Origin of the sequence: Amycolatopsis solani (genome assembly GCF_033441515.1) — a bacterium.
GTDB classification, from domain to species: Bacteria; Actinomycetota; Actinomycetes; order Mycobacteriales; family Pseudonocardiaceae; genus Amycolatopsis; species Amycolatopsis solani.
The window spans coordinates 2027854-2052374 of the sequence record NZ_JAWQJT010000002.1 but is presented as its reverse complement, the minus strand read 5'-3'; the positions used below and the strand labels follow the sequence as shown (position 1 = coordinate 2052374).

Annotated in this window: 23 protein-coding genes; 14 read left to right on the top strand and 9 right to left on the bottom strand. The window is 72.1% G+C overall.

Annotation, left to right across the window (positions count from 1 at the left end):
- Positions 1–22 precede the first annotated feature (22 nt).
- The gene (locus SD460_RS30030; protein WP_318307052.1) at positions 23–1702 is read left to right on the top strand and encodes a carbohydrate-binding protein; all 1680 of its coding nucleotides are present in this window, start codon (positions 23–25) and stop codon (positions 1700–1702) included.
- Here the strand turns inward: SD460_RS30030 and SD460_RS30025 are convergent, their stop codons facing one another.
- The 3 genes from SD460_RS30025 to SD460_RS30015 all read right to left on the bottom strand — a co-directional run bounded on the left by SD460_RS30025 (position 1703) and on the right by SD460_RS30015 (position 4534).
- Positions 1703–2806 (bottom strand): alpha/beta hydrolase family protein, encoded by a 1104-nt coding sequence (locus tag SD460_RS30025; protein ID WP_318307051.1) that lies wholly within the window; start codon positions 2804–2806, stop codon positions 1703–1705.
- A gap of 61 nt (positions 2807–2867) precedes the next feature.
- Positions 2868–3935, bottom strand: a complete 1068-nt coding sequence (locus SD460_RS30020) for a DmpA family aminopeptidase (RefSeq protein ID WP_318307050.1) — start codon at positions 3933–3935, stop codon at positions 2868–2870.
- Positions 3932–4534: a TetR/AcrR family transcriptional regulator gene (locus SD460_RS30015; RefSeq protein WP_290053708.1), complete on the bottom strand. Its 603-nt coding sequence runs from the start codon at positions 4532–4534 to the stop codon at positions 3932–3934. The genes SD460_RS30020 and SD460_RS30015 overlap by 4 nt, the downstream gene beginning before the upstream one ends.
- Before the next feature lie 119 nt (positions 4535–4653).
- Between SD460_RS30015 and SD460_RS30010 the strand changes: the two genes are divergently transcribed.
- Both SD460_RS30010 and SD460_RS30005 read left to right on the top strand, forming a co-directional pair.
- Positions 4654–6036 (top strand): APC family permease, encoded by a 1383-nt coding sequence (locus tag SD460_RS30010; RefSeq protein WP_318307049.1) that lies wholly within the window; start codon positions 4654–4656, stop codon positions 6034–6036.
- Between the two features lie 118 nt (positions 6037–6154).
- The gene (locus tag SD460_RS30005) at positions 6155–7816 is read left to right on the top strand and encodes an SIR2 family protein (protein WP_290053704.1); all 1662 of its coding nucleotides are present in this window, start codon (positions 6155–6157) and stop codon (positions 7814–7816) included.
- Between the two features lie 8 nt (positions 7817–7824).
- Here the strand turns inward: SD460_RS30005 and SD460_RS30000 are convergent, their stop codons facing one another.
- A complete protein-coding gene (locus tag SD460_RS30000) occupies positions 7825–7983 on the bottom strand; it encodes a hypothetical protein (RefSeq protein WP_290053703.1) in 159 nt (52 codons plus the stop codon).
- Positions 7984–8163: 180 nt separating this feature from the next.
- Positions 8164–8784, bottom strand: a complete 621-nt coding sequence (mftR, locus tag SD460_RS29995) for a mycofactocin system transcriptional regulator MftR (RefSeq protein ID WP_290053700.1) — start codon at positions 8782–8784, stop codon at positions 8164–8166.
- A gap of 108 nt (positions 8785–8892) precedes the next feature.
- Here mftR and mftA point away from each other — a divergent pair, with 108 nt between their 5' ends.
- From mftA to mftD, 7 genes are all read left to right on the top strand, one after another.
- Positions 8893–8994 carry a mycofactocin precursor MftA gene (gene mftA / locus SD460_RS29990; RefSeq protein ID WP_125307730.1) on the top strand — a complete coding sequence of 34 codons (102 nt, stop codon included), beginning with the start codon at positions 8893–8895 and terminating at the stop codon, positions 8992–8994.
- Entirely contained in the window at positions 8984–9265 is a 282-nt protein-coding gene (mftB, locus tag SD460_RS29985) for a mycofactocin biosynthesis chaperone MftB (RefSeq protein ID WP_290053695.1), read from the top strand. Before mftA ends, mftB begins: the two co-directional genes overlap by 11 nt.
- Entirely contained in the window at positions 9265–10407 is a 1143-nt protein-coding gene (mftC, locus tag SD460_RS29980) for a mycofactocin radical SAM maturase (protein WP_290053691.1), read from the top strand. The genes mftB and mftC overlap by 1 nt, the downstream gene beginning before the upstream one ends.
- The gene (mftE, locus tag SD460_RS29975; RefSeq protein WP_290053688.1) at positions 10407–11090 is read left to right on the top strand and encodes a mycofactocin biosynthesis peptidyl-dipeptidase MftE; all 684 of its coding nucleotides are present in this window, start codon (positions 10407–10409) and stop codon (positions 11088–11090) included. Before mftC ends, mftE begins: the two co-directional genes overlap by 1 nt.
- Before the next feature lie 420 nt (positions 11091–11510).
- Positions 11511–12296 carry a mycofactocin-coupled SDR family oxidoreductase gene (locus SD460_RS29970; protein WP_290053686.1) on the top strand — a complete coding sequence of 262 codons (786 nt, stop codon included), beginning with the start codon at positions 11511–11513 and terminating at the stop codon, positions 12294–12296.
- Entirely contained in the window at positions 12293–13702 is a 1410-nt protein-coding gene (gene mftF / locus SD460_RS29965; protein WP_318307048.1) for a mycofactocin biosynthesis glycosyltransferase MftF, read from the top strand. Before SD460_RS29970 ends, mftF begins: the two co-directional genes overlap by 4 nt.
- Positions 13699–14892: a pre-mycofactocin synthase MftD gene (gene mftD / locus SD460_RS29960; protein WP_318307047.1), complete on the top strand. Its 1194-nt coding sequence runs from the start codon at positions 13699–13701 to the stop codon at positions 14890–14892. Before mftF ends, mftD begins: the two co-directional genes overlap by 4 nt.
- A gap of 22 nt (positions 14893–14914) precedes the next feature.
- On the opposite strand, the gene SD460_RS29955 is transcribed toward mftD, so the two are convergent.
- From SD460_RS29955 to SD460_RS29945, 3 genes are all read right to left on the bottom strand, one after another.
- A complete protein-coding gene (locus tag SD460_RS29955) occupies positions 14915–15469 on the bottom strand; it encodes a snapalysin family zinc-dependent metalloprotease (RefSeq protein ID WP_290062635.1) in 555 nt (184 codons plus the stop codon).
- Positions 15470–15617: 148 nt separating this feature from the next.
- Entirely contained in the window at positions 15618–16175 is a 558-nt protein-coding gene (locus tag SD460_RS29950; RefSeq protein ID WP_290062637.1) for a TetR/AcrR family transcriptional regulator, read from the bottom strand.
- 2 nt (positions 16176–16177) lie between these two features.
- The gene (locus tag SD460_RS29945; protein ID WP_290062638.1) at positions 16178–17653 is read right to left on the bottom strand and encodes an MFS transporter; all 1476 of its coding nucleotides are present in this window, start codon (positions 17651–17653) and stop codon (positions 16178–16180) included.
- A gap of 111 nt (positions 17654–17764) precedes the next feature.
- Between SD460_RS29945 and SD460_RS29940 the strand changes: the two genes are divergently transcribed.
- Positions 17765–17995 (top strand): hypothetical protein, encoded by a 231-nt coding sequence (locus SD460_RS29940; RefSeq protein WP_290062640.1) that lies wholly within the window; start codon positions 17765–17767, stop codon positions 17993–17995.
- A 75-nt stretch (positions 17996–18070) separates the two neighbouring features.
- On the opposite strand, the gene SD460_RS29935 is transcribed toward SD460_RS29940, so the two are convergent.
- Positions 18071–19258 carry an ROK family transcriptional regulator gene (locus tag SD460_RS29935; RefSeq protein WP_318307220.1) on the bottom strand — a complete coding sequence of 396 codons (1188 nt, stop codon included), beginning with the start codon at positions 19256–19258 and terminating at the stop codon, positions 18071–18073.
- Between the two features lie 138 nt (positions 19259–19396).
- Here SD460_RS29935 and SD460_RS29930 point away from each other — a divergent pair, with 138 nt between their 5' ends.
- Genes SD460_RS29930 through SD460_RS29920 form a run of 3 tightly spaced genes read left to right on the top strand, consistent with a single transcriptional unit; the run spans position 19397 to position 24518 of the window.
- Positions 19397–20824, top strand: coding sequence for an APC family permease (locus tag SD460_RS29930; protein WP_290061735.1), 1428 nt, complete (start codon positions 19397–19399; stop codon positions 20822–20824).
- Positions 20821–23631, top strand: a complete 2811-nt coding sequence (locus tag SD460_RS29925; protein WP_290061733.1) for a glycosyl hydrolase 2 galactose-binding domain-containing protein — start codon at positions 20821–20823, stop codon at positions 23629–23631. Before SD460_RS29930 ends, SD460_RS29925 begins: the two co-directional genes overlap by 4 nt.
- Positions 23628–24518: an ROK family protein gene (locus SD460_RS29920; RefSeq protein ID WP_290061731.1), complete on the top strand. Its 891-nt coding sequence runs from the start codon at positions 23628–23630 to the stop codon at positions 24516–24518. Before SD460_RS29925 ends, SD460_RS29920 begins: the two co-directional genes overlap by 4 nt.
- The last annotated feature ends 3 nt before the right edge of the window (positions 24519–24521 follow it).

Here is a 24521-nt window from a genome sequence, read left to right as displayed (position 1 = left end):
CCGTCAAGGATCGAGGTGCCCGATGTCCCGAACTCCCGTGCTCGCCGCGGCGGTCGTCGTACTGGCCGCGCTCGCGGTGGCCCCGGCGCAAGCCGCCGGCCACACCCTCGTCGTCAACGCCGCGGCGCCGTTCCGGCCCGTCACCCACGCCGCCGCGGGCGGCCTGTACGCGCTGGCCGAGAACGGCCGGCCGGCCGACTCGACGCTGCTGCCGCTCAAGCTGAACACCCTCACCCAGCCACCGCCGGGCGTCGGGCAGAAGCCCAACGGCCAGCCGCCCGGCGGGGACGCGCTGAAGATCGCGCCCCAGGCCGACCGCGTCGGCGCCGCCCAGGTCATCCGGATGCCGGACAGCTACCCCGATTTCCCCTACAAGTGGGTGAGCTGGGACGACTGGCTGGCCAAAGTGGACACGATGGTCTCGCGGCGGCTGGCCGCGACGTCGGTGAGCAACGTGGCCGCGTGGGAGATCTGGAACGAACCGGACGGCACCTGGAACACCGCCGCGGCCGGTGACTTCACCGCCGGGTGGGCGCGGACGGTCCAGCGGATCCGGACCCGCGACACCGTCACCCCGGTCGCCGGACCCGGCTACGCGAGCTGGAACACCGACCGGATGCGGACCTTCCTGACCGCCGCGAAGAGCACGAACACCGTCCCGGACGTCGTCGTCTGGCACGAGCTGGGCCACAGCAGCGCTTCGATCGCCGCGGACGTCGCCGCCTACCGCGCCCTGGAGTCGTCGCTGGGGATCGGCGCGCGGCCGATCTTCATCAACGAGTACGCCTGGACCGACGAGGTCGACGTGCCCGGGCGGGTGGCGAACTACGTTTCCAAACTGGAACGCGCCGGCGTGGCGGGCGCCGACCGGGCGTTCTGGTACGAGTACGGGACCGTGAACGGCCTGGTCGTGAACAACACCCAGCCGACCGGGACGTGGTGGCTGTACAAGTGGTACGGCGACATGGCGGGTTCGATGGTGACGACCACGCCGCCCGCCCAGTCCGGATTGGACGGTTTCGCCGCCTACGACCCCACCCGGCAGCGCGTCGACGTCGTGTTCGGCGACGAGGCGGGCAGCAACTCGGTGCGGGTCACCGGGCTGAGCGGCACGGTCCGCGTCACCCTGGAGTCGACGCCGTCGTCGGGCCGGTTCACCGCGGTTCCCGCGCCCACCGTGCTTTCGACGTCGACGTACACCGTCTCGAATGGACAGCTCACCGTGCCGGTGCCGAACATGTCCGCGACGAGCGCGTACCACCTGGTGGTCGAGCCGGCGAGCGGGGTGCCCGCCTACCAGCAGCGGTACGAGGCGGAGAACGCGTCGGTCTTCCGCGCACAGCGGCTGTCGAGCGCCACGGCGTCCAACGGCGGGTACGTCGGCCGCATCGACAACGCCGGGGACCCGCGCACCGACAGCTACCTCGACTTCGTCGTGAACGTGCCGGGTGCGCGGGTGTACACGATGACCATCGGCTACGCCAACGGCACCGGGGCCACTTCGACCCAGGGGCTGGCGTACAACGGCGGCGCCTGGTCGGCGGTGAGCTACCCGCCGACCGCCGGCTGGGGCCGGTTCGGCACCGTCTCGACGTCGGTGAACCTGCACGCGGGCTACAACGTGATCCGGCTGGCGAAGGGAGCGCCGTCGTTCACCGGCGGCACCGGCTACGCCGAACTCGACTACCTGCAGCTCACCTGACTAGCGGAGGTGGCGCGCGAAGAAGGCACTCAGGCACGCGCGCTGGGTGGCCAGGCTGCGGGCGGGGTCCGTGGTGCCGATGAACGGCGCGATCGCCGCCGGGTCGAGCCCGAGCTGGGGGAGGAGCACCTGGTAGTCGGTGAAGCTGAAGTGCTCGCCGTCGGGCAGGCGGACTTCGCGGACCGGTCCGCGCTGGTGGCTCAGGAATTCCTGCCAGGAACCGTCGGACGCGGCGCTGTGGTCACCCGCGCTCATCAGGAGGAACGGCCGGTCGAGTCCCTCGGTGGCGATCCGGCCGAAGTCGCGGGCGGACTGGGAGTAGGCCATGCTGCCGTCGAGGTCGGCGCCCGCGGCGAGGCGCCGGTCGGCCACCATGGTCTCGCCGGTGGTGAACCCGCCGGCGGAGTGGCCGAACATGCCGGCCCGCGAGAGGTCCGGGGACAGCCCCACCGGGAGCGCGCGCTGCTCCGCGTCCGGGTTCCCGCCCCGGGCCACGGTTTCCAGCGCGTCGAGGACGAACCGCGTGTCGGCCACCCGGGTGGCGATGAGCTGCTTGCCGACGTCCGGGCCCGACGGCAGGGCCCGCCGTTCCACGCGGCCGCCGGGGAACTCCACCGCCGCCGGTTCGTGGGTGTGGTCGATCGCGACCGTCACGTAGCCCTCGCTGGTGAGCTGTTCCAGCAGGGCCGTCCCGACCGAACGCGGGTACTTCGCGCCGGGCGAATAGAGCACGACGGGCCGCTTCCCGCCGGCCGCGGGAGCACCGGCGCGGGCGTGCGTGGGGAAGGTGTAGCCGAGCCGGTCCGCGGAGATGCTCAGCTGGCGCGCGTCTTCCTCGGCGACCGGCCCGGCGGCGCCCGGCGTGAGGTAGGGCGCCGGGGAGCCGCCGGGCCGCGCCGGGTACCGGACGGTGACCATCAGCTCCCGCGTCGTGCCCGCGACCCACGGGTCCGGCCGGGCGTGGTCGACGAGGTGCAGGTCGGTGGTGCCGACGGCGTACGGTCCGGTGGGCGCGGGCAGCCGGAGCGGGGTGGCGGCCGCGGCGGCGGGGACGGTGGTCAGGAGGAGGGCGCCGGTGAGTCCGGCGGCGAGGATTTTTCGCATGACTCGACCGTATTGACGGCTTCGCCGTCGGACATCGGGGTGATCACCGAGACCGGCCCCGTCAGGGATTCGCCCAGTGCTCGGCCGGCAACGCGGGCGCCCGGTGCCCGAGGTGGCCGGTCATCTCCCGGTTGGCCACCAGCGCGTTGAGCACCGCCTCCTCGACCGCCTGCACGACCGCCTCGAAGAACGGGTCGATCCGGCCCCACGGCACGAACCGCAGGTGCTCGTACTCGGCTTCCGCCGTGCGCGGGAAAGCGCTCGTCAGCGCGCCGGGGTTCGCCGTGCTGAAGGCGAGGAAGAGGTCGCCCGAGAAGTGGGAGCCGGTCGTGCCCGTGCGGGCCAGGCCGAGCGGGACGCGGCGGGCGAGCGCCGCGCACTGACCCGGCAGCAGGGGCGCGTCCGTGCCGAGCACGACGATCACCGAGCCCGCGCCGGGTGGTGCCGGCGACCAGCGGGCCATCGGGTCGTCCGCCGCGAGGAGCGGGCCGACGGCCTCGCCGGCGACCGTGAGCTCGCGCCGGCTGCCGAAGTTCGCCTGCACCAGCACGCCCACCGTGTACTCGTCGGCGCCGTGGGCCACCAGCCGGGACGCCGTGCCGGTGCCGCCTTTGAAGCCGTAGCAGGTCATCCCGGTGCCGCCGCCGACGGAACCCTCTTCCAGCGCGCCGCCCCGGGCGCTGTCGAGCGCCGCGACCGCGTGTCCACTGTGGATCGTCGGGGCGTTGATGTCGTTGAGGTAGCCGTCCCAGGTCTCGGCGACCACCGGCAGCAGCCACTCGGCCGCGACGTCGGGCCGCTCGCGCACCACCCAGTCGATCACGCCGCGGTGGCACGGCCCGACGGCGTGGGTGTTGGTGATCAGCACCGGCAGGGCCAGCGACCCGGTCTCGGCCAGCCACGCGGTGCCGGTCATTTCGCCGTTGCCGTTCAAGGAGAACGTCCCGGCCGCGCACGGGACGGCGAAGTCCGCGCGGCCGCGGGGCAGGATCGCCGTGACGCCGGTGCGCACCGAGTCGCCTTCGACGAGCGTCGTGTAGCCGACCTCGACGCCCGCGACGTCGGTGAGCGCGTTGTGCGTGCCGGTCCGGCCGGGCAGCGTGATGCCCAGGTCGCGGGCCCGGGTCATGAGAGGTCCTCCCGGGTGCAGGCCATGCGGGCGAACGAAAGCAGCATCGCTTCGGCGGTGGCCCGGTCCACGCTGGGCACGGCTTGGGTCAGGTGCAGGCCGTAGCCGTCCTCGAGCGCGACGAGGTTCCGCGCGATCGCGACCGGCTCGGCGGTCAGCGTGAATTCGCCGGTCGCGGCGCCGGCTTCGAGGATCCCGGTGTAGATCCGCACCTGGCGCTCGTACAGCGCGACGTGCCGGGCGGCGTAGGCCGGGTCGCGGCGGGCGATCGTGCCGAGTTCGTAGAGCAGCACGCACAGTTCGTCGGACGGCCCGGTGGGCAGGCCGCTGCGGATCGTGGCGAGCAGTCGCCCCGTCGGCGTCCCGTGCCGGGCGGCGTCCTCGCGCTGGGTGCAGAAGCGCTCGACGGCTTCCCGCTGAACCTCCCGCAGGAGGTCGGTCAGGGTGGGGAAGTAGTACAGCACCGAGCCCGAGGACAGGCCGGCGCCGTCGGCGACGTCGCGCAGCCGCAGGTTGAGGACCCCGCGCTCGACGACGGCGCGGCGGGCCACCGCGATCAGCTCGGCCCGCCGCTCGGGGGCCCTGCTCGGTCGTGCCATGCGCCCATTGTTCGAACGATCTTCGAAAAAATCAAGTGCTTGACGGACCTGGCCTGAAGGTCTTTGATCCGGGGTCACTCGGTTTTTCGAAGGAGCTTCAGAGAACTGGAGGCCCGCTCGTGACCACCCCTGCCCTGCGCCGCGGCCTGCGCACCCTCGGCACCCTGCTCATCACGCTCTCGGCGATCAGTCCCGCGTCGTCGGTGTTCATCATCGCGCCGGGGGTGCTCGCCGGCGCCGGGACCGGAGCCTTCTACAGCTTCGCGGCCGCGGCCGTGGTCGGCGTGTTCATGGCGTTCGTCTACGCCGAACTCGCGTCGGCGTTCCCGGTGGCCGGCGGCGAGTACGCGATCGTGGCCCGCACGCTGGGCCGGCTGCCCGGCTTCGCCGTGCTGGGCCTGATGATCATCACGCAGGTGCTCATCGTCGCGGTGATCGCGCTCGGTGTCGGGACGTACCTGGGCGTGCTGTTCCCCGGCCTGCCCGGGCCGGTGGCCGCCGCGGTGACGTGCGTGCTGGCCGCCGTCGTCGGCGTCTTCGACATCAAGCTGAACGCCTGGGTGACCGGCGTCTTCCTGGCGATCGAGATCCTGGCGCTGGTGGTGGTCAGCGCACTCGGGCTGCTCCACCCGGCCCGCCCGTTCACCGACCTGCTCGCCCACCCGGTGGCGGCCGGCGGCGGCCCGGCGACGATCGGCGCCATCGCGATCGCGACGTCGGTGGCGATGTTCGCCTACAACGGCTACGGCTCGGCGGTGTACTTCGGCGAGGAGACCCAGGACGCGCCCCGCGGCATCGCCCGCGCGATCCTCCTGGCGCTGGCGATCACGGTGGTCGCGGAGCTGGTCCCGGTGACCGCGGTCCTGCTGGGCGCGCCCGACCTCGGGGCGCTGTTCGGGTCGGAGAACATGCTGTCGGCGTTCATCACCGCCCGCGGCGGCGGCACGCTCGACACGGTGCTCAGCCTGGCGGTGGCGCTCGCGATCGTGAACGCGGTCCTGGCGATCGTCCTGATCAGCTCCCGCCTGGTCTTCAGCAGCGGCCGCGACCGCGCCTGGCCGGGCGCGGTCAACCGGGCCCTCGCGGCGGTCCACCCCCGCTTCGGCACCCCGTGGGTGGCGACGGCCGGCACCGGCATCGTGGCGGCGGCGCTGTGTTTCGTGGACCCGCAGCTGCTGCTGGTCGTGACGAGCACGTCGATCGTGGTGGTGTACGCGGCCCTGTGCCTGGGCGCGATCGTGGGCCGCCGCACCGGCGCCACGGCCCACGCGCAGTACCGCATGCCGTGGTTCCCGGTGGCCCCGGTGCTGGCGCTGGCGGTGCTGGTTTTCGTGGTGTACCAGAACCTCCTGGACCCGGCGGTCGGCCGGCCGAGCCTGCTCGTGACGGCGGGGATCGTCCTGCTGGCGGTGGCGTACTACGTGCTGGTGCTGCGCCGCCGCGGCGGGTGGGAGCTGGCCGAGCCGGTGGGAGACGCTCCCCATTCCCGGACAAATAGCTGACAAATCGCGCGTCACGGGATCCTGTAACAGGCCCAGTGCGTTGCACGACCTAGCGGAGGCGATATCCGGACGACAATGACCACCGAGGCTGCGCATGAGCGAGGGAGCTCCGTCGAAAATGCTCGACCCCGACGCGTTCGACCGGGGCGACATCTTCTGCTTCGATACCCAGCCTTACCTGCGCGAACTGTTCGAAACCGTCCGGTCCCGCACGAAACCGTTGACCGTCGTCGTCGGTGCCGGCGTGTCGATGAACTCCAGCCTGCCGTCCTGGCGAGAACTGATCGACCGGATGACGAGGGAGATCGGGAACTCGAGCACGAAGATGATCGCCCTGCGCGACAGTTCCGATCTGATGCGGAAAGCCGAGATCGTGCTGCAGATCTTGAAGGACGGCGGTGATGATCTCGAGGACCACGAGATCATCCAGCAGGCTCTCTATTCCGATTCGGACGCCACACCGGGAGTGCTGGCGGAGTCGATCGCGCGGTTGGTCTGCGCGAACCGGAAGTACGCCCGGAAGAAAGCACGGCTGCTGACGACGAACTTCGACGAGATCCTCGAAGGAGCGTTGAGCTCGTACTTCCCCGAGGAGGACGTGAAATCGTTCTCGCTCAAACCGGGCGGCAGTTCCGCGTGGAAGGCCTGGGACCGGCGCCTCGACCGGATCGGCGTGCTGCACCTGCACGGCCTGGTCCGCCGGCGAGGCGAGCCGGAACAGCCGATCGTGCTCACGGAGTCACAATTCCTGAAGCACGGCGCGCAGGTGCGGGAAGTCATTTCGAACGCGCTCGAGGATGCTTGCACGATCTTCATCGGGCTGGGCATGTCGGACCCGAACCTCGTCGGCCCGCTCTACGCGACCGCGGACAAGTCGACACCGCGCTTCTCCCTGGTCGTGCCACCAGGTGTCGACGGCGTCACCACGACCGAAGCGGCTCGCTACGCCATCAGCTCGGCTCGCTACCTCGAGGACAAGTTGGGGCTCAGCCCGATCTTCCTGAAGTCCTACTCGCAGTTGAACCAGGTCATCTCCGATCTCGCGCTCGCCGTCGTGCAGCCGCGGCGGTACCGGCCCGACATGAAGAGCGACGCCTCGCTCGTCTACCGCCGTCGGCTCGCCCGGGCGCTGGACGACTGCTACACCGGCGTCGGCTGCCGGAAAGGCGCGGAAATCCCCACCGGTCAAGCCGCCGAAGAACTCACGACCCGACTGCACCGGGCGCTGGAAATCCCCGGCGGCCCGCTCCGGGTCTTGCGGGAGCTCGCGCGGCAATACCGCCACCCGCTCGGCGGCGACGCGGGCGAGAACTTCGGCCTGTTCTTGTGGCTGCGCAGCCGGGAGCTCGAGGAGGCGCGGCACCGCTACATCCTCAACCTCGTCGGGACGTCGGTGTACGCGCACCGCGAAGACTGGTCCCTGCGCCACCACGTGAAAATCAGCCGGGAAACGGAGTTCGCGGCCGCGCAAGCGGTCTTCACGGGCAACGTCCAGGCGACGAACCTCACGCCGACCCCGATCGCCCAGATCTGGCGGGGGATCTTCGCCGCCCCGATCCTCATGTCCGGGATCGGCAGTGACCGGATGATCGGGGAAGCCCCCGCCGACGTCTTGACGGTGGGGGCCATCACGCTCAACTCGACGTTCGTCATCACGACCAACGGGGAGCGCGTGGCGTCCGGGGACCTGTCGTTGATCAGCAAGCTGGATTCGGCGGCCAAGAACCAGCTGCTGGACAGCCTGAACAAGGCGGCGCAGTACGCGATCCACCCGAGCTGAGCGCGGAGTCAGTCCTTCTTGGCGCGCTTGGCCTTGATGACCGGCACCCGGCCGGGCACGGAAACGTAGACCGAGTTGCCGACTTTCCGCTTGGGGGACTGTCCGATCACGGGCTCACCACGTCCGCTGGGGGTTTCCCGCTCACGCGCCGCCGCGTCTGTACTCATGGCGCCAACCCTTCGCGTCGGACGACCTCTGCGCGGAGGATGCCACAGCGGCCTCGAGGAGTGCTTGGAGGACACTCTCCGCTCTCCACGTTACGCCGATCAGATGACTCCGGGATACCGCCGCCCGGGCCCACCGATCATTTCCTGAGTCGCTCACCTCGGTGAATCCGTTACGCCTCCTCAGTAGCCGGGCTCGATGGCCGCCGGGTCGGCGAAGCCGGTCGCCAGCGCCCGCAGGGCCGCGTCGAGGTACACCGTCAGGTCCGCGTCGGCGCGGGCCGACCATCGCTCGTACGCCGCACGGCACGTGGCCAGGACCGCGCGGCCCACCGCCAGGGGGTACAGCGCGTCCGCCGGCCGGCCGGTGCGGGTGCCGACGTACGCGCTGACCGCCCGCTCCCACGCGTCGTAGTGGCGGGTCGCGCTGGCCGCCAGTTCCGGGACCGAGCTGAGCAGGTGCATGCGCATCCGCAGTTCCGGGACGTCCTCGGCGCGGTAGTGGTTGGCGGCGAGCACCGCTTCGCGGACCGCGTCCAGGACCGGCAGGTCGGCGTCGGCCGCGGCGAGGTGCTCGGCGATCGCGGTGACCTCCGCGTCGAACTCGTTCCAGAGGACGTCGGACTTGGCGTCGTAGTAGCGGAAGAACGTGCGGCGGCTGACGCCCGCGGTCGCGGCGATCTCGTCGACCGTCGTCTCGTGGAAGCCTCGCTCGGTGAACAGGCGCAGCGCGATGACCTCCAGTTCGCGGGCGCTCGTGCCGGGTGGCCTGCCGCGGCGGGCCGCGGGGGTGCGTTGGGTCATCCGGGTGCCGTCGCCTTTCCGGGGTTGTTTCCGACACTGCGTGACATTACTCTGCTCGATATTCGTCACTGCGTGCCGAAAAGAAGTCTCCGTGCCGAAGGAGTCACGATGACCGAGAAGATCGCCGAAGAGCCCGTCGAGGAGACCCCGGTCGCCGAAGACCTGCTGGTCGAGGAGGTCTCGATCGACGGGATGTGCGGTGTCTACTGAACCGTTCGACCTGGACGCGGCCTGGCGGCTCGACAGCCGGGTCGCGATCCGGCCGGAACGGTTCGGGGCGCTGCTGTACCACTTCGGCACCCGCCGCCTGTCCTTCTTGAAGAGCCCGGCCCTGCTGGCCGTCGTCCGGTCCCTCGACGAGCACGCCAGCGCCCGCGCCGCCTGCGCCGTCGCCGGGGTGGCCCCGCCCGAGCTGCCGCGTTACCGCGCCGCGCTGGCCGCGCTGGCCGAGTCGCGGATGATCCAGCCGAGGAGTCTCTGATGTCCCTTGTGGACGAATTCCAGTACGGGCTCGACGCGCCCATCTGCCTCACCTGGGAACTGACCTACGCCTGCAACTTGTCCTGCGTGCACTGCCTTTCCTCCTCCGGGCGGCGGGACCCGCGCGAACTGTCCACAGCGGAGTGCAAGGCGCTGATCGACGAGTTCGAGCGCATGCAGGTCTTCTACGTCAACATCGGCGGCGGCGAGCCCACCGTCCGCCCGGACTTCTGGGAGCTCGTCGACTACGCCACCGAGCACCACGTCGGCGTCAAGTTCTCCACCAACGGCGTCAAGATCACCCCGGAGGTGGCGCGCCGGCTCGCCGCGAGCGACTACGTCGACGTCCAGATCTCCCTGGACGGCGCCACCGCCGAGGTCAACGACCACGTCCGCGGGCCCGGCTCCTACGCCACCGCGATCCGCGCCATGCGGAACCTGGCCGAAGCGGGTTTCGAGAACTTCAAGATCTCCGTGGTGATGACCCGCCACAACGTCGGCCAGCTCGACGAGTTCAAGGCGATCGCCGACCGCTACGGCGCCCAGCTGCGGATCACGCGGCTGCGCCCGTCCGGCCGCGGCGCCGACACCTGGGACGAGCTGCACCCGACCGCCGCCCAGCAGCGCTCGTTGTACGACTGGCTCGTGGCCAAGGGTGAGAACGTCCTCACCGGCGACTCGTTCTTCCACCTCGCCGGCTACGGCGGCGGCGGGCTGCCGGGCCTGAACCTGTGCGGCGCCGGGCGGGTGGTGTGCCTGGTCGACCCGGTCGGGGACGTCTACGCGTGCCCGTTCGCCATCCACGACACGTTCCTGGCGGGCAACACCCGTTCGGAAGGCGGGTTTTCCCGCGTCTGGCGCGAATCCGAGCTGTTCACCTCGTTGCGCAGCCCGCAAAGCGCGGGCGCGTGCACGTCGTGTTCGGCGTTCGACGCCTGCCGCGGCGGCTGCATGGCCGCGAAGTTCTTCACCGGCCTCCCGCTGGACGGCCCGGACCCGGAATGCGTGCGCGGCCACGGCGAACTCGCGCTGGCGGGCGTCACGAGCGTCCCGAAGCCCTCGCTGGACCACTCCCACCGGCGGCGCCCGGTACCGGTCACCATCGGGATGCGCCGTCCGTGCGACGAGAACCCGCTGGACTGATGGCGCGTCTCGCCGACCTGACCTGGCCGGACGTCGCCGCCCGCGCGGCGTCGGGAGCGATCCTGGCGGTCCCGCTCGGCGCGACCGAGCAGCACGGCCCGCACCTGCCGCTGACGACGGACACCGACATCGCCCTCGCGTTGTGCGACGGCCTGGCGGCGGCCCGCCCGGAAGTCCTGGTCGCCCCGGCGGTGGCGTACGGCTCGAGCGGCGAGCACGCGGACTTCGCCGGGACGCTCTCGATCGGCCAGGAGGCGACGGAGTTCCTGCTGCTGGAGCTGGGCCGCTCGGCGGCGGAGACGTTCGGGCGGTTGCTGTTCGTGTCCGCCCACGGCGGCAACACCGGACCGGTCACCCGCGCGGCGGCCCGGCTGCGGGCGGAGTCCCGGGACGTTTCGGTGTTCCGGCCGCAGTGGCCGGGAGAGCCGCACGCAGGCCGGGCGGAGACGGCGCTGCAGCTGGCGATGCGGCCGGGCAGCGTCCGGATGGACCGGGCGGTGGCGGGGGACCGGCGCCCGATCGGCGAGTTGCTGCCGCTGTTGCGCGAGGGCGGAGTACGGGCGGTGACGTCGACGGGGGTGCTCGGCGACCCGACCCCGGCGACGGCCGGAGAAGGCGCGGACCTGCTGGCCGGGCTGACGGCGGCGCTGGTGTCGCATGTGGACGAATGGAGGCGGGGATGAGGGCGCGGAGCAAGCCCGGAGTGGGCGTGTGCGCGGTGCCGGCTGCGGTGCGGGGGCGGGCGAGGTCGCGAATGAGTCATTGGGGACCTCGGACGCCCCGAATGAGTCATTCGCGGCACTTGGGGGACCTGTGGCACCTTGTGCGCCGGGAGGGCGCGGGGTGGTCGCGGATGGTTCATTGGGGACCTCGCCCGCCGCGAATGAGTCATTCGCGGCACCCGCGGTGGCTGCGATGACTGGCCGCGTTGCGCTGGTCACCGGCGCCGCGCTGGGGTGGGCGGGGTCGCGAATGGGTCATTCGCGGCACTCGGGGGACCTGCGGCACCCCGAGCGCCGGGAGGGTCCGGGGTGGTCGCGAATGGGTCATTGGGGACCTCGCACGCCGCGAATGAGTCATTCGCGGCACCCGCGGTGGCCGGGATGACCACGCGAGTCGCACTCGTCACCGGGGCCGCGCGGGGGATCGGGGCCGCCACCGTTCTCCGCCTGGCGCGCCAAGACCACGCCGTCCTCGCCGTCGACCTGGCCGCCGATGATCCTGCCCTGCCCTACCCACTGGGCACCGCCGCCGACCTCGCCGCCGTCGTCGAGGAAGCCGGGGACAACGCCGCCGCCTTCGTTGCCGACGTCCGGGACCCCTCGGCCATGGCCGCCGCCGTCGCCGAAGCCGAACGGCGCTGGGGTGGGCTCGACGTCGCCATCGCCGCCGCCGGGGTCATCGCCGGGGGCGTGCCGCTGTGGGAGGTGCCGGAAGACCAGGAACGGGCCGTGCTCGAGGTCGACCTCCACGGTGTCGTCCACCTCGCCCGCGCCGCCGTGCCCGCGCTGCTGCGGCGGCCGCAACCCCGGTCGGGGCGGTTCCTCGCCGTCGCTTCGGCCGCCGCTACTCGCGGGTTGCCGATGCTCGCCGCCTACTGCGCCGCGAAAGCCGGGGTGGCCGGGCTCGTTCGCGCGCTCGGGGCCGAACTGGGGGACACCGGCGTGACCGCCAACGCCGTCAGCCCCGGCTCGACCGACACCCCCATCCTCGCCGAGAGCGCCCGCCTCTACGCCCTGCCCGACGCGGCCGCCTTCGCCGCGCAGCAGCCGGTCCGCCGGTTGCTCGACCCCGACGAGGTCGCCGCCGTGCTGGCGTTCCTCGCCGGGCCGGACAGCGGGGCCGTGACCGGTGCCGTCGTGCCCGTGGACGGCGGGCTGGCCCTGTGACGCCCTTGCCGCCCGGGTTCCGCATCGAACTCGACCAGGACACCAAGCAGCTCACCGCCGACCTCCTCTTCGGCGGCTCCCCGGCCCGCGTATTGCGGCTGAGCGCCGCCGGGCAGGCCGCCTGGAAAGACCTCGCCGACGGCCCGGTCACCTCCGCGGCCACCGGCGCGCTCGCGCGGCACCTCACCGACGCCGGGCTCGCCCACCCGCGCCCGCCCGAGCCGGACGGCCCCGCGGACCTCACCGTCGTCGTCCCGGTCTTCGGCCGGGCCGGGCCGCTGGCCCGCTGCCTCGCCGGGCTCGGCGACCGGCACCCCGTCCTCGTCGTCGACGACGGCTCCGAAGATCCGGCCGCCATCGCCGCGGTGGCCGTCGCGCACGGGGCGGAAGTCGTGCGCCGGGACGTCAACGGCGGTCCCGGCGCCGCCCGGAACACCGCGCTGGACCACGTTTCCACCGAGCTGGTGGCCTTTGTGGACAGTGACTGCGCGCCCGAGCCCGGCTGGCCGGAGCCGCTGGCCGCGCACTTCGCCGACCCGCTCGTCGCCGCGGTCGCGCCCCGTATCCGCGCCCTCGCCCCGGACACCGCGGCGGGCCGGTACACGCGGGCCGCGTCCAGCCTCGACCTCGGGGACCGGCCCGCGCGGGTCGCCCCGGGCACCCGGACGTCGTACGTGCCGACCGCCGCGCTCGTCGTCCGCCGGAGCGCGCTCACCGAGGTCGGCGCCTTCGATCCCGCGCTGCGCGTCGGCGAGGACGTCGACCTGGTCTGGCGGCTGCACGCGGCCGGGTTCCGGGTCCGGTACGCCCCGGACGTCACCGTCGCCCACCACGAACCGGAAACCTGGCGTGCCCTGCTGGGCAGGCGGGCCCGCTACGGCACCTCCGCCGCGCCGCTGGCGAAGCGGCACCCGGGCGCGCTCGCGCCGCTGGGCCTGCACCCGTGGCCCGCCGTCACCGTCGGCGCGCTGCTGGCCGGCCGCCCGCTGCTCGCCGCGGGCGGGTTCGCCGGCGCGGTGGGCGGCATGGTCCGCACCCTGCGCGCCCACGACGTCCCGGCCGACGGCGTCGTGCGCGCGATGGCCAACGCCGTCCACCAGACGTGGCTCGGCTGCGGCCGCTACGGCACCCAGTTCGCGGCGCCGCTGCTCGCCGCCCTGCTCGTCCCGCGGGGGTGGAAACGCCGCGCCGCCGTGGCGTCCCTGCTGCTCGGCCCGCCGCTGACCGCGTGGGCGAAGCACCGGCCCGCCCTCGATCCCGTCCGCTACACCGCGGCCGCCATCGCCGACGACGTCGCCTACGGCAGCGGCGTCTGGGCCGGCTGCCTGGCCCACCGCACCCTCGAGCCGGTCCGCCCGGCGCTCGTCCGCCGCCCGCTGCGCTTCACCACGAAGGGATCCCGATGACCGCCTGGTTCGAATCCGTCGCCGAAGCCCAGCGCCGCGCGAAGAAACGGCTGCCCCCGTCGGTCTACTCCGCCCTGATCGCCGGTTCGGAGAAGGGCCTCACCCTGGCCGACAACGTCGGCGCGTTCGACGAGCTGCGGTTCGCGCCGCGCACCGCGGGCCACCACGGGCAGCGCGACCTGGGCACGCACGTGCTCGGCCGGGACGTCGCCCTCCCGGTGCTGATCTCCCCGACCGGGGTGCAGGCCGTGCACCCCGACGGCGAGGTCGCGGTGGCCAGGGCCGCCGCCGCGCGCGGGACGTCGATCGGGCTGTCCTCCTTCGGCAGCAAGCCGATCGAGGAGGTGGTCGCGGCGAACCCGAACACCTACTTCCAGGTCTACTGGACCGGCACGCGCGACGACATCCGCCGCCGCCTCGACCGCGCCCGCGCCGCCGGGGCCGCCGGCATCATCCTCACGCTCGACTGGTCGTTTTCGCACAGCCGCGACTGGGGCAGCCCGCACATCCCCGAGCGGCTGACCCCGCGTGAGCTGCTGCGGTTCGCCCCGGAGGGGCTGACCCGCCCGCGCTGGCTCCTCGACTACGTCAAGACGCGGCGGCTGCCCGACCTGAGCGTGCCGAACATGGCGTCACCGGGTGAAGCGGCGCCGACGTTCTTCGGCGCGTACGGCCAGTGGATGCAGACGACGCCGCCGTCGTGGGAGGACGTGGCGTGGCTGCGCGCGCAGTGGGACGGCCCGTTCCTGCTCAAGGGCGTGATCCGGGTCGACGAGGCCCGCCGCGCGGTCGACGTCGGCGTCAGCGCGCTCTCGGTGTCCAACCACGGCGGCAACAACCTCGACGGCACGCCGGCGACGATCCGGGCCCTGCCCGCGATCGCGGACGCGGTCGGCTCGCACGTGGAAGTCCTGCTGGACGGCGGTATCCGCCGCGGCAGCGACGTGGTGAAAGCGCTGGCTCTGGGCGCGAAGGCGGTCCTGATCGGCCGCGCGTACCTGTGGGGCCTGGCCGCCGGCGGGCAGGCGGGGGTGGAGAACGTCCTCGACGTCCTGCGCACCGGGATCGACTCGACGCTGCTCGCGCTGGGCAAGAAGAGCGTCCACGAGCTGACCAGGGACGACGTGCTGGCGCCCGAGGGATTCGCGGCCGAACTCGGCGCCGCGCACGAGCGTGGCCCGGGCTCGTGAGCCCGGGCCACGCTCAGCGACTTCAGTAGCCGTAAACGGTTTCGTAGACCCGCTCGGACGCGTTCGTCGCGACCAGGCCGTTGGCCCACAGCGAGTTCACGCGGCTGCGCTCGGCCGAGTTCGGCACCGCGTTGGTGCAGGACGGGCCGGGGCCGCCACCCGACATCAGCTCCGAGCACGGGCCCGAGTAGTGGTCCGGCAGCCCGAGGGCGTGGCCGGTCTCGTGCGCCGCGATGCGGGTAGGGTTGTACTGGCGGGCCTGGGTGTAGTCGATGAAGATGGTGCCGCTGCCGTGCCCGTTGGTCGAGGCGTAGGAACCGCGGGGGTCGTTGCCCTCGGTGTAGCGCAGGCTCGCGCCGGAGTTGCGCTCGACCAGTCTGACGTTGGTCACGCTGTTGTTCCAGTTGGCGGCACCGGCGTTGATCACCGAGCGGAACGACGGTGCGCTGGCGGTGCTGTAGTACACCGTGGTGACCGCGGCTTCCTGCTCGGTGGCGGCCGACGCGGTCCCCGCGGCGAGCGGGGTCATGGTCAGGGCGAGCGCGGCTGCGCCGACCAGGGCGAACTTCCTCGACATCGGAGAACTCCTCGTGGGGACGGGGATTTGCCGGAATTGCGCGCGCTGTCGAAAATTTACCCGGAAGACACCTTCGCCGGAGCCGACTAACGTAGGGGCCCGGGAATGGTGATTTACCAACACCTTCGTCGGGTTGACAAGCTTTCGGTCAGTGGTCCCGGGTGAGGTCCAGGAGCTGCCGTTCCAGCTTCCGCGCCGCCTCGACGTCGATGCCGACGCCCCACAGCGGCGCGGTGCTCGCCCCGTCGGCCGCGGCGACCACGAGGGTGACGACGTCCGCGGGCAGGCCGTCGTCGTGGAGCTCGCGGTCCCAGCGCTCGGCGTCCGCGCGCGCCATCGCGCCGATCTCCGGGAACGAGATCAGCTGGGCGATCAGCGCGATGTTCTCCCGGACGGCGACCTCGTCGTGGGACGTGTCCAGCGACGCCCGGACGTAGGCGCGGGTGAGCCGGCCCGGCGCGGTGTCGGCCGGGTCGAGCGCCGCCTGGACCTCGGCGCGAAAGGTGTCGAGGATGTCCTGGGCGAGCGTGCGCACCAGCGCGTCCTTCGCCGGGAAGTGGTACAGCAGCCCGCCTTTCGACACGCCGGCCTCCCGCGCGATGTCGTCGAGGGACGCCGAGATCCCCCGCGTGCGGAGGGCGGTGGCGGCCGCGTCGAGCAGCGCCCGGCGCGTTTCTTCGGGGCTGCGCCCGGCTTTGCGAGGCATGCTCAGTCCTTTCCGGACGGAATGGTACGCCAGGCGATCAGCGCGGCGACGGCGGTGACGGCGGCCGCCGCCAGCGACGTCACCTGCATGGCGCCGGTGAAAGCGTCCCGTGCCGCCTGGGCGGCGCCGGACGCGGGGTCGAGCGCGGACGCCGCCGAGGCGAGCGACTCGCGGACCTCGCCGGGCGCGCCGTCGGGCAGGAAAGCGCGGTACGCCACGGTGACCAGCGAGCCGAGGAGTGCGATGCCCAGCGCCGCACCGAGTTCGTAGGCGGTCTCGGAGATCGCCGACGCCGAGCCCGCCTTGTCGCGCGGGACGGCCGAGAGCACCGAGTCGACGGTCAGCGTCAGCGCCAGTCCGACGCCGAGGCCGACCGGCACCAGCGTCAGGCCCAGCCACCAGTACTGCGACGCCTGTTCGGCGACCGCGACCGAAGCCAGCCCGAGCGCGGCGACGGCCAGTCCGGCGGCGACGGCGCGGCCCTGGCCGAGCCGCCGCACGACCACGCTGACCGCGGCCACGACGGCGATCGAGGCGAGCGTCGCCGGCATCTCCGCGAGCCCGGCGTGCAACGGCGAGAAGCCGCGGACCAGCTGCAGGTACTGCGAGAAGAAGAACAGCAGCCCCATCAGCGCGAAGACCGCGATGAAGTTCGCGAGCACCGCGCCGCTGAAGGCGCCGTTGCGGAACAGGCGCACGTCGATCAGCGGGTCGGCGGTGCGGCGCTGACGGCGGACGAACAGCGCCCCGGCGGCGGCACCGAGCACGGCCGCCACGGCCACCTGGACGTCGAGGCCTTCGCTGACCGCGTGCTTGACGGCGTAGACCAGCGGGACGATCGCCACCATCGAGAGTGCGGCCGAGAGCAGGTCGAACCGGCCCGGGTGCGGGTCGCGCGACTCCGGCAGCAGGAACGCGCCGGCGATCAGGAAGACGACGACGACCGGCACGTTGATCAGGAACACCGAGCCCCACCAGTAGTGCTCCAGCAGGGTGCCGCCGACGAGCGGGCCGAGCGCGATGCCGCCGCCGGAGCCCGCCGACCAGATCGCGATGGCGCGGGTGCGCTCGCGCGGGTCGGTGAACAGGGTGCGGATGAGCGAGAGCGTCGACGGCATGATCGTCGCGCCCGCGACCCCGAGCAGCAGCCGCGCGACGACGAGCACGCCGGCGGTGGGGGAGAAGGCGGCCAGGACGGAGGCGGCGCCGAACGCGGCCGTGCCGAGGAGCAGCACCTTCTTGCGGCCGAAGCGGTCGGCGAGGTTCCCCGCCGTGACGAGCAGGCCGGCCAGCGCGAGGGAGTAGACGTCGCCGATCCACAGGATTTCGGTGGCCGTCGGCGCGAGCTCGCGGGTCAGCGACGGCACGGCGAGGTACAGCACGGTGCCGTCGATCGCGAGCAGGAGCACCGCGCCGACGAGCACGCCCAGCGCGGCCCACCGGCGACGCTGGCTGAGGGGTCTCACGATCGTGGTCATGACAGTTACTATACCGTCTGGACGGTACAGTAACGCGGGTGAGTTCGGCCACGGAATGCCGGTCGCCGATTGCGGGTTGTGGCTACGCTGGAGGAGTCGGGAGGAGCGGGCATGACGGCCGAAGAGCTGATGATCGAGTTCGCGCTGATCCGGCTGGACCACCCGGACCTCGACCTGGAGGAGATCGCGGCTCTGGTCGTCCGCCGGGGCGGACCGGAGCGCGAGCTGGAGTTCGCCTCCCGCAACCTGGCCGACCGCGGCGAACTGCGCGGCGCGACCTTCCCGACGGCGGTGGAGTACGTCCTGCGGGTGGTCCTCACCCTGCGCGGCCCCTCGGACTAGCGGTCGGAGCCGGTCCGATGCAAGGAATGAATCATTCACTACGTCGGACGCAGTGAATGACTCATTCCTTGCGTTTCAGGCGCCGGTGGCCGCCCGCTGCAGGCCGCGGCGGTCGAAAACCAGCTCGCGGGCCGTGCCCAGTGCTGTCGCGATCGCGCCCGCCAGGACAGCGTCCTCGCCGAGCTGACCGGCCACGATCTCCGGGACCACCGGGGTCGTCGCCGCCAGTGCGCGGCGCATCGGGGCGGCCAGGAGGTCCGCGTTGCCGCCGATGCCGCCACCCAGGACGATCAGGCGCGGGTCCAGGACCGCCGTCACCGCGGAGACCACGTACGCCAGCTTCTCCGCTTCCTCCTCGACCACGGCGAGCGCCCGTGCGTCGCCCGCGCGGGCCAGCCGGAACACGTCCTTCGCCGTGCGTGCCTTCGTCAGGCCCAGCGCGCGGGCCGCGTCGGCCACGGCCTGGCCCGCGGCCGCCGTTTCGACCGGGCCGGGGCGGCGGGCGGCCGCGCCGGCGGGCGGTGGGCCGGAGGGCAGGGGGCCGTACGGCAGGTCCGCGATCTCGCCCGCCGCGCCGTGCGCGCCGCGGAACAGCTTGCCGTCGACCAGCAGCCCCATGCCGATGCCGGTGCCGACCGTCAGGCACACCAGCACGTCGACGCCGAGCGCCGCGCCGAGGGCGTGCTCGCCGACCGCGCACAGGTTCGCGTCGTTCTCCACCACCACGTCCGAGCCGGCGACGGCGAGCGCGGAGACGAGCTCGTGCAGCAGCCCGCGCCGCTCCCAGCCGGGCAGGTTGGGAGCGCGGTGCACCGTCCCGGTCGCCGGGTCGGGAACGCCGGGGGTGCCGACGACCGTCGACACGACCTCGTGCGGCCGCAGCCCGGCCGCGGCGACCGCGCGTTCGACGAATTCGCTCACCGTGCGCACCAAGGCGCTCGCCGAGCGGCACCGGTTGGGCTCGTCCAGCCGGGTGACGATGCTGCCTTCGAGGTCGGCCACGGCGATCCGGATCGCGCGCCGCCCGATGTCGACGCCGACGACGTGCCCGGCGTCCGGCGCGGCCTGGTAGACGACGGCCGCGCGTCCCGGCCCGGCCAGGCTCCGGCCAGTGGTCCGGACCAGTCCGTGCTGCTCCAGATCGAGCAGCGCCTGCCCCACCGTGGGCTTCGAAAGCCCGGTGTCCGCCGCGATCTGCGGCCGCGTCGCCTCGCCGTGCGCGCGCAGCCGGTCCAGGACCAGGCGCTGGTTCAGCGCCCGCATGTTCGCCGGGGTTCCCACCTGCGGCCCGTTTTGCCCCACTCAGTCCTCCTGTGTTGCCGCAAGTTTATCCACGGAACTCTTTCGACTCCGCTCGTTCTATGTTAAGAAACTTTACTAACTACTAGCCGGAGGCACGCCGTGAGTTCACCCACCCGTTCAGGGGCGCCACAGCCGGCCCTTGAGCGCAAGATCGGCCCCCTGCAGGCCACCGCGATCAACATGACCCAGATGTGCGGTATCGGCCCGTTCGTCACGATCCCCGCCATGGTCGCCACCATGGGCGGCCCGCAGGCGATGTTCGGCTGGATCATCGGGGCGATCGTCGCGCTGGCCGACGGGCTCATCTGGGCCGAACTCGGCGCCGCCATGCCGGGCGCCGGCGGCACCTACCTGTACCTGCGCGAAGCGTTCCAGTACCGCACCGGCCGGCTGATGCCGTTCCTGTTCGTGTGGAGCGCGGTGCTGTTCATCCCGCTGATCATGTCGACCGGCATCATCGGCCTCGTCCAGTACCTCGGCTACCTGATCCCCGGCGTCACCGACGACGCGGGGACGACGCCGCTGGGCAAGATCATCGGCGTCGGCGTCACGCTCGTCATCGTCGCCGCGCTGTTCCGCAAGATCGGCCAGATCGGCAAGCTGACCACGGTGCTGTTCGTGGTCATGCTGATCGCGGTCCTCACCACCGTCGTCGCCGCGTTCACGCACTTCAGCGGCGCGCAGGCGTTCGCCTTCACCCCGGGCGCGTTCAGCTCGGCCGGCACGGGCACCTTCTGGGGCGGCCTCGGCGCCGGCCTGATCATCGCCATCTACGACTACCTCGGCTACAACACCACCGCCTACCTCGGCGGCGAGGTGCGCGACCCGGGCCGGACGCTCCCGCGGTCGATCCTCTTCTCGATCGTCGGCATCATGAGCCTGTACTTCCTGCTGCAGGTCGGCGTGCTCGGCTCGGTCCCGCTCGAAGAGCTCAAGACCGCCACCTCGGTCGCCTCCACCGTGCTCGAACAGGCGTGGGGCACCGTGACGGCGAAGATCGTCACCGTCTTCATCGTCGTCGCGGCCATCGGCTCGGTGTTCGCCGGCCTGCTCGGCGGCTCGCGCGTGCCGTTCGAAGCCGCGCGCGACAAGGTGTTCCTGCCGATGTTCGGCAAGCTGCACCCGAAGCTGAACCTGCCGACCGCGGGCGTGCTCACCATGGGCGCCATCACGATCATCGGCTCGCTGTTCACGCTGACCGACGTCATCAACGCCGCCGTCGCCACCCTGGTCATCATCCAGTCGCTGGCGCAGGTCGTGGCCATCGTGACGCTGCGCCGCCGCCAGCCGGAGCTGAAGCGGCCGTACCGGCAGTGGCTCTACCCCGTCCCGACGCTGCTCGCGCTGGTCGGCTGGGTCTACATCTACGTCTCCGCGACGCCGCTGTCGATCGGGCTGTCGCTGGGCTGGATCGCCCTCGGCGCGCTCGCGTACCTAGTCTACGCCAAGGCCGAGCGCACCTGGCCGTTCGGGCCCAAGGAGATCAAAGAGGCGTTCGCCGCCGACGCGGAAGGGGCTCAGGCATGACCCGGAAACTCGCGGCGGTGGCCGCGCTGCTGCTCGTCCCCGGCGTGCTCGCCGTCGCGGGGCCCGCCGCCGCGCAGGACACGCAAGCGCTTTCGAAGCCGCACGGGCTCACCACCATCGGCACGCAGGGCTGGCAGGTCCTGACCACCGCGAAGGTCAAGGACGGCGGGGAAAAGGTCTCCACGCCGGGGTACGCCACCCGCGGCTGGCTGCCGGTGAAGCCGGACGACGCCGGCGCGCCCGGCACCGAGATCGCCGCGCTCGTGCAGAACGGCCAGTGCCCGGACGTCTTCTACTCCGACAACCTGCGCAAGTGCTTCGGGTACGTCGACAAGCTCGGCCCCGTCGTCACGAAGCCGTTCTCCGACCCGTGGTGGTACCGCACCGACTTCACGCCGGACCTCCGCGGCGGGCAGCACGCGAAGCTGACCATCCCGGGCATCGTCGGCGAGGGCGACGTCTGGGTGAACGGGAAACTCGTCGCCACCAAGGGCATCGTCAGCGGCGCGTTCGCCGGGCACACCTTCGACGTCACGAAGCTGGTGAAGCCGGGCAAGAACACCCTGGCGATCAAGGTCTACCCGAACGACCCGCTGAAGATGTACACCCTCGACCAGGTCGACTGGGGCCAGATCCCGCCGGACAACAACACCGGCATCCAGTTCCCGCCGACGCTGCAGGTGTCCGACGCGCTCGCCGGCGACAACGCCCACGTGGTGCAGGACAACGCACCCGACCTGTCCAGCTCGAAGCTGACGGTGAAGGTCGACGTCACCAACGACACCGCCGCGCCGCGGACCGGCGACGTCGCCGCGACGATCACCCCGCCCTCGGGCGCGCCGATCGTGGTCGGGCAGCGCGTGACGATCCCCGCCAACACCAAGCGGACCGTGACGTTCGCGCCGGTGAAGATCGCGCACCCGCGGGTCTGGTGGCCGTACTCGATGGGTGACCAGCCGCTGTACACGCTGACCACCGCGGTCTCGCAGGACGGCGTGCTCTCGACGTCGTCGAAGAGCACCTTCGGCATCCGCACGGTGACCTCGCGCCTGGTCGGGAAGTCTGCGGCGCTGCCGGAGGGCGCGCGGCAGTTCTCGGTCAACGGCAAGGACTTCGTCTTCCGCGGCGGCGGGTTCGCGCCGGACCTGTTCCTGCGCTACGACGCCGCCGACACCGCGCACCAGATCGCGCTGATCAAGAACCTGGGCCTGTCCGGCGTCCGGCTCGAGGGCCACGACATGCCGCAGGACTTCTACGACCAGGCCGACCGCGCCGGGCTGCTCGTCATCGGCGGCTTCCTCTGCTGTGACGCCTGGCAGCCCGAAGACGCCTCGACGCTGACCGAGCGCGACTACCGGATCATGCACGACTCGGCGTACACCATCGCGCAGATGGAGCGCGGCCACCCGAGCGTCTTCAACTACGGCTGGAGCGACAACGAGCCGGTGCCGCGCCAGGAGTCCGAGACGCTGAAGGCGTTCGAGGAAGCCGACTTCCAGGTGCCGGTGATCGCTTCGGCGGAGTACAAGAGCACGCCGACGCTGGGCCAGTCCGGGGAGAAGGAAGGCCCGTACGACTGGGTTCCGCCGTCCTACTGGTACGACGGCTCGCACTTCGACGCCTCCGATGACAGCCGCACCAACGCCGGTGGCGCGTGGGGCTTCGCGAGCGAGCAGAGCGCCGGGCACACCGTGCCGACGCTGGACTCGATCAAGCGATTCCTTTCGCCCGCCGAGCAGGCGAAGCTCTGGCAGGACCCGGCGTACAACCAGTACCACGCGAACTTCGAGCCGGGACACGGCGGCTACGCGTTCGGCACGCTGTACACCCTCGACCAGTCGATCGCGCAGCGGTACGGGAAGTGGAGCTCGCTGAAGTCCTATGTGGACCTCGCGCAGATCGCGAACTACGAGAACACGCGCTCGCAGTTCGAGGCGTTCCTGCACCACTCCAAGGACAAGGACAGCCCGTCGACCGGTGTCGTCTACTGGCAGCTGAACAAGGGCTGGCCGACGCTGCTGTGGTCGCTCTACAACGACGACGGCGACCAGGCGGGCGCGTTCTTCGGCGCCAAGAAGGCGAACAAGCCGCTGCACGCGCTCTACGGCTACGACAACGGATCTGTCACGCTCGACAACCTCGGCGCGGCCACGCAGTCCGGGCTGTCGGTGCAGGCCCGGGTGCTCGACACCGCGGGCAAGGTCCTCGACGACCAGACGGCGTCCGGGATTTCGCTGGCCTCGCAGGGCGTGCGCACCGGTGTGCTGAAGCCGAAGGTGCCGGCCGAGACGAAGGCGCCGGCGAAGGCGCAGGTGTACTTCGTCGAGCTGCAGGTGAAGCAGGGCGGGAAGGTCGTCGACCGGAACGTCTACTGGCTGTCCACGCAAAAGGACGTCGTCGACTGGGCGAAGACGCTGGGCAACCCGCAGGCCACGCTGTCGCAGTACAGCGACCTGCAGGCGCTGCAGAACCTGCCGAAGTCGCAGGTCGGCGCGGTGGCGTCGACGCGCTCGAGCGGCGGTGACCTCGTCACGACGGTGACCGTGACCAACACGGCGAAGAACCCGGGCGCGGCCTTCTTCCTGCGCGCCGACGTCCGCCGCGGGACGCCGGACGGCCGCGAGGCCGCGGGCGACAACCAGCTCGCGAACGCGACCTGGGACGACAACGACATCACGCTGTGGCCGGGCCAGTCGCAGACGCTGACCGTCACGTACCAGGCGGCCGACCTGCGGGGCGCGGCGCCGGTGATCAGCGTCGACGGGCTGAACACGGGCCGGATCGTGGTGCGGGGGAGCGGCCGGTGAGCGGGGACCGGATTCTCGGCATCGACTTCGGCGGCACGAAGGTGGCGCTGGGGATCGCCGACCGCGACGGCACCCTGCTGGCCACGCGCCGGCTGGACACCGACGCGCACGCGGGCGCCGAGCAGGTGGTGGTGCGGGCGCTGGCCGGGGCGCGCTCGCTCCTGGCCGACACGGGTGCGGTGCCGGCCGCGATCGGCGTCGTCAGCCCGGGGATCGTGCTGCCGGAGGAGATCCTGCTCGCGCCGAACGTGCCGGGCTGGGAGCAGCTGCACCTGGCGGAGCTGGTGGCGGCGGAGTTCCCCGGCACGCCGATCTCGGTGGGCACGGACGCGAAGGCGGCGGCGCTGGCGGAATGGCGCTGGGGCGCGCTGGCCGGGGCCGACCCGGCGGTGTTCCTCTCCCTGGGTACGGGCATCGCGGCGGCGGTGCTGGTCGGCGGCCGGGTGCTGACCGGCGCCAACGGAGCTGCGGGCGAGATCGGGTACAACCTGCTCTCGCCGCAGGACACCGAGGGTTTCGCGAGCGGAGCGGCGCCGCTCGAAGAAGCCGTCGGTGGGCGTGGGCTGGGCGGCCGGGCGAGCGAATTGCTCGGCCGCCCGGTCACCGCCGGGGAGCTGTTCGCACTGGCCAAGGAGAACGTCGAGGCCAAGGAACTGGTGACGGCGGCACTCGACGAGCTGTCGATGCACGTGGCCAACCTGGCGATCTTCCTGGACCCCCAGCGCATCGCGGTCGGCGGCGGCCTGGTCCGCTCGGCGGACGTCCTGCTCCCGGCACTGGCGGACCGCCTCGCCCACGCGGTCCCGTTCCCGCCGGAGCTGGTCTCGGCCCGCTTCGACCAGGACGCGTCCCTGCTCGGCGCGGTGGCGCTGGCATTGGGCGAGTAACCG

Coding starts and splice junctions, on each gene's coding strand:
- SD460_RS29955 (WP_290062635.1), bottom strand. CDS start 15,469: ATGTCGAGGAAGTTCGCCCTGGTCGGCGCAGCCGCGCTCGCCCTGACC.
- mftC (WP_290053691.1), top strand. CDS start 9,265: ATGTCCCTTGTGGACGAATTCCAGTACGGGCTCGACGCGCCCATCTGC.
- SD460_RS30000 (WP_290053703.1), bottom strand. CDS start 7,983: ATGAGTACAGACGCGGCGGCGCGTGAGCGGGAAACCCCCAGCGGACGT.
- SD460_RS29925 (WP_290061733.1), top strand. CDS start 20,821: ATGACCCGGAAACTCGCGGCGGTGGCCGCGCTGCTGCTCGTCCCCGGC.
- SD460_RS29940 (WP_290062640.1), top strand. CDS start 17,765: ATGACGGCCGAAGAGCTGATGATCGAGTTCGCGCTGATCCGGCTGGAC.
- SD460_RS29935 (WP_318307220.1), bottom strand. CDS start 19,258: ATGCGGGCGCTGAACCAGCGCCTGGTCCTGGACCGGCTGCGCGCGCAC.
- SD460_RS29950 (WP_290062637.1), bottom strand. CDS start 16,175: ATGCCTCGCAAAGCCGGGCGCAGCCCCGAAGAAACGCGCCGGGCGCTG.
- mftA (WP_125307730.1), top strand. CDS start 8,893: ATGACCGAGAAGATCGCCGAAGAGCCCGTCGAGGAGACCCCGGTCGCC.
- SD460_RS30030 (WP_318307052.1), top strand. CDS start 23: ATGTCCCGAACTCCCGTGCTCGCCGCGGCGGTCGTCGTACTGGCCGCG.
- mftD (WP_318307047.1), top strand. CDS start 13,699: ATGACCGCCTGGTTCGAATCCGTCGCCGAAGCCCAGCGCCGCGCGAAG.
- SD460_RS30005 (WP_290053704.1), top strand. CDS start 6,155: ATGCTCGACCCCGACGCGTTCGACCGGGGCGACATCTTCTGCTTCGAT.
- SD460_RS29970 (WP_290053686.1), top strand. CDS start 11,511: ATGACCACGCGAGTCGCACTCGTCACCGGGGCCGCGCGGGGGATCGGG.
- SD460_RS30025 (WP_318307051.1), bottom strand. CDS start 2,806: ATGCGAAAAATCCTCGCCGCCGGACTCACCGGCGCCCTCCTCCTGACC.
- SD460_RS30015 (WP_290053708.1), bottom strand. CDS start 4,534: ATGGCACGACCGAGCAGGGCCCCCGAGCGGCGGGCCGAGCTGATCGCG.
- mftE (WP_290053688.1), top strand. CDS start 10,407: ATGGCGCGTCTCGCCGACCTGACCTGGCCGGACGTCGCCGCCCGCGCG.
- SD460_RS30020 (WP_318307050.1), bottom strand. CDS start 3,935: ATGACCCGGGCCCGCGACCTGGGCATCACGCTGCCCGGCCGGACCGGC.
- mftR (WP_290053700.1), bottom strand. CDS start 8,784: ATGACCCAACGCACCCCCGCGGCCCGCCGCGGCAGGCCACCCGGCACG.
- SD460_RS29945 (WP_290062638.1), bottom strand. CDS start 17,653: ATGACCACGATCGTGAGACCCCTCAGCCAGCGTCGCCGGTGGGCCGCG.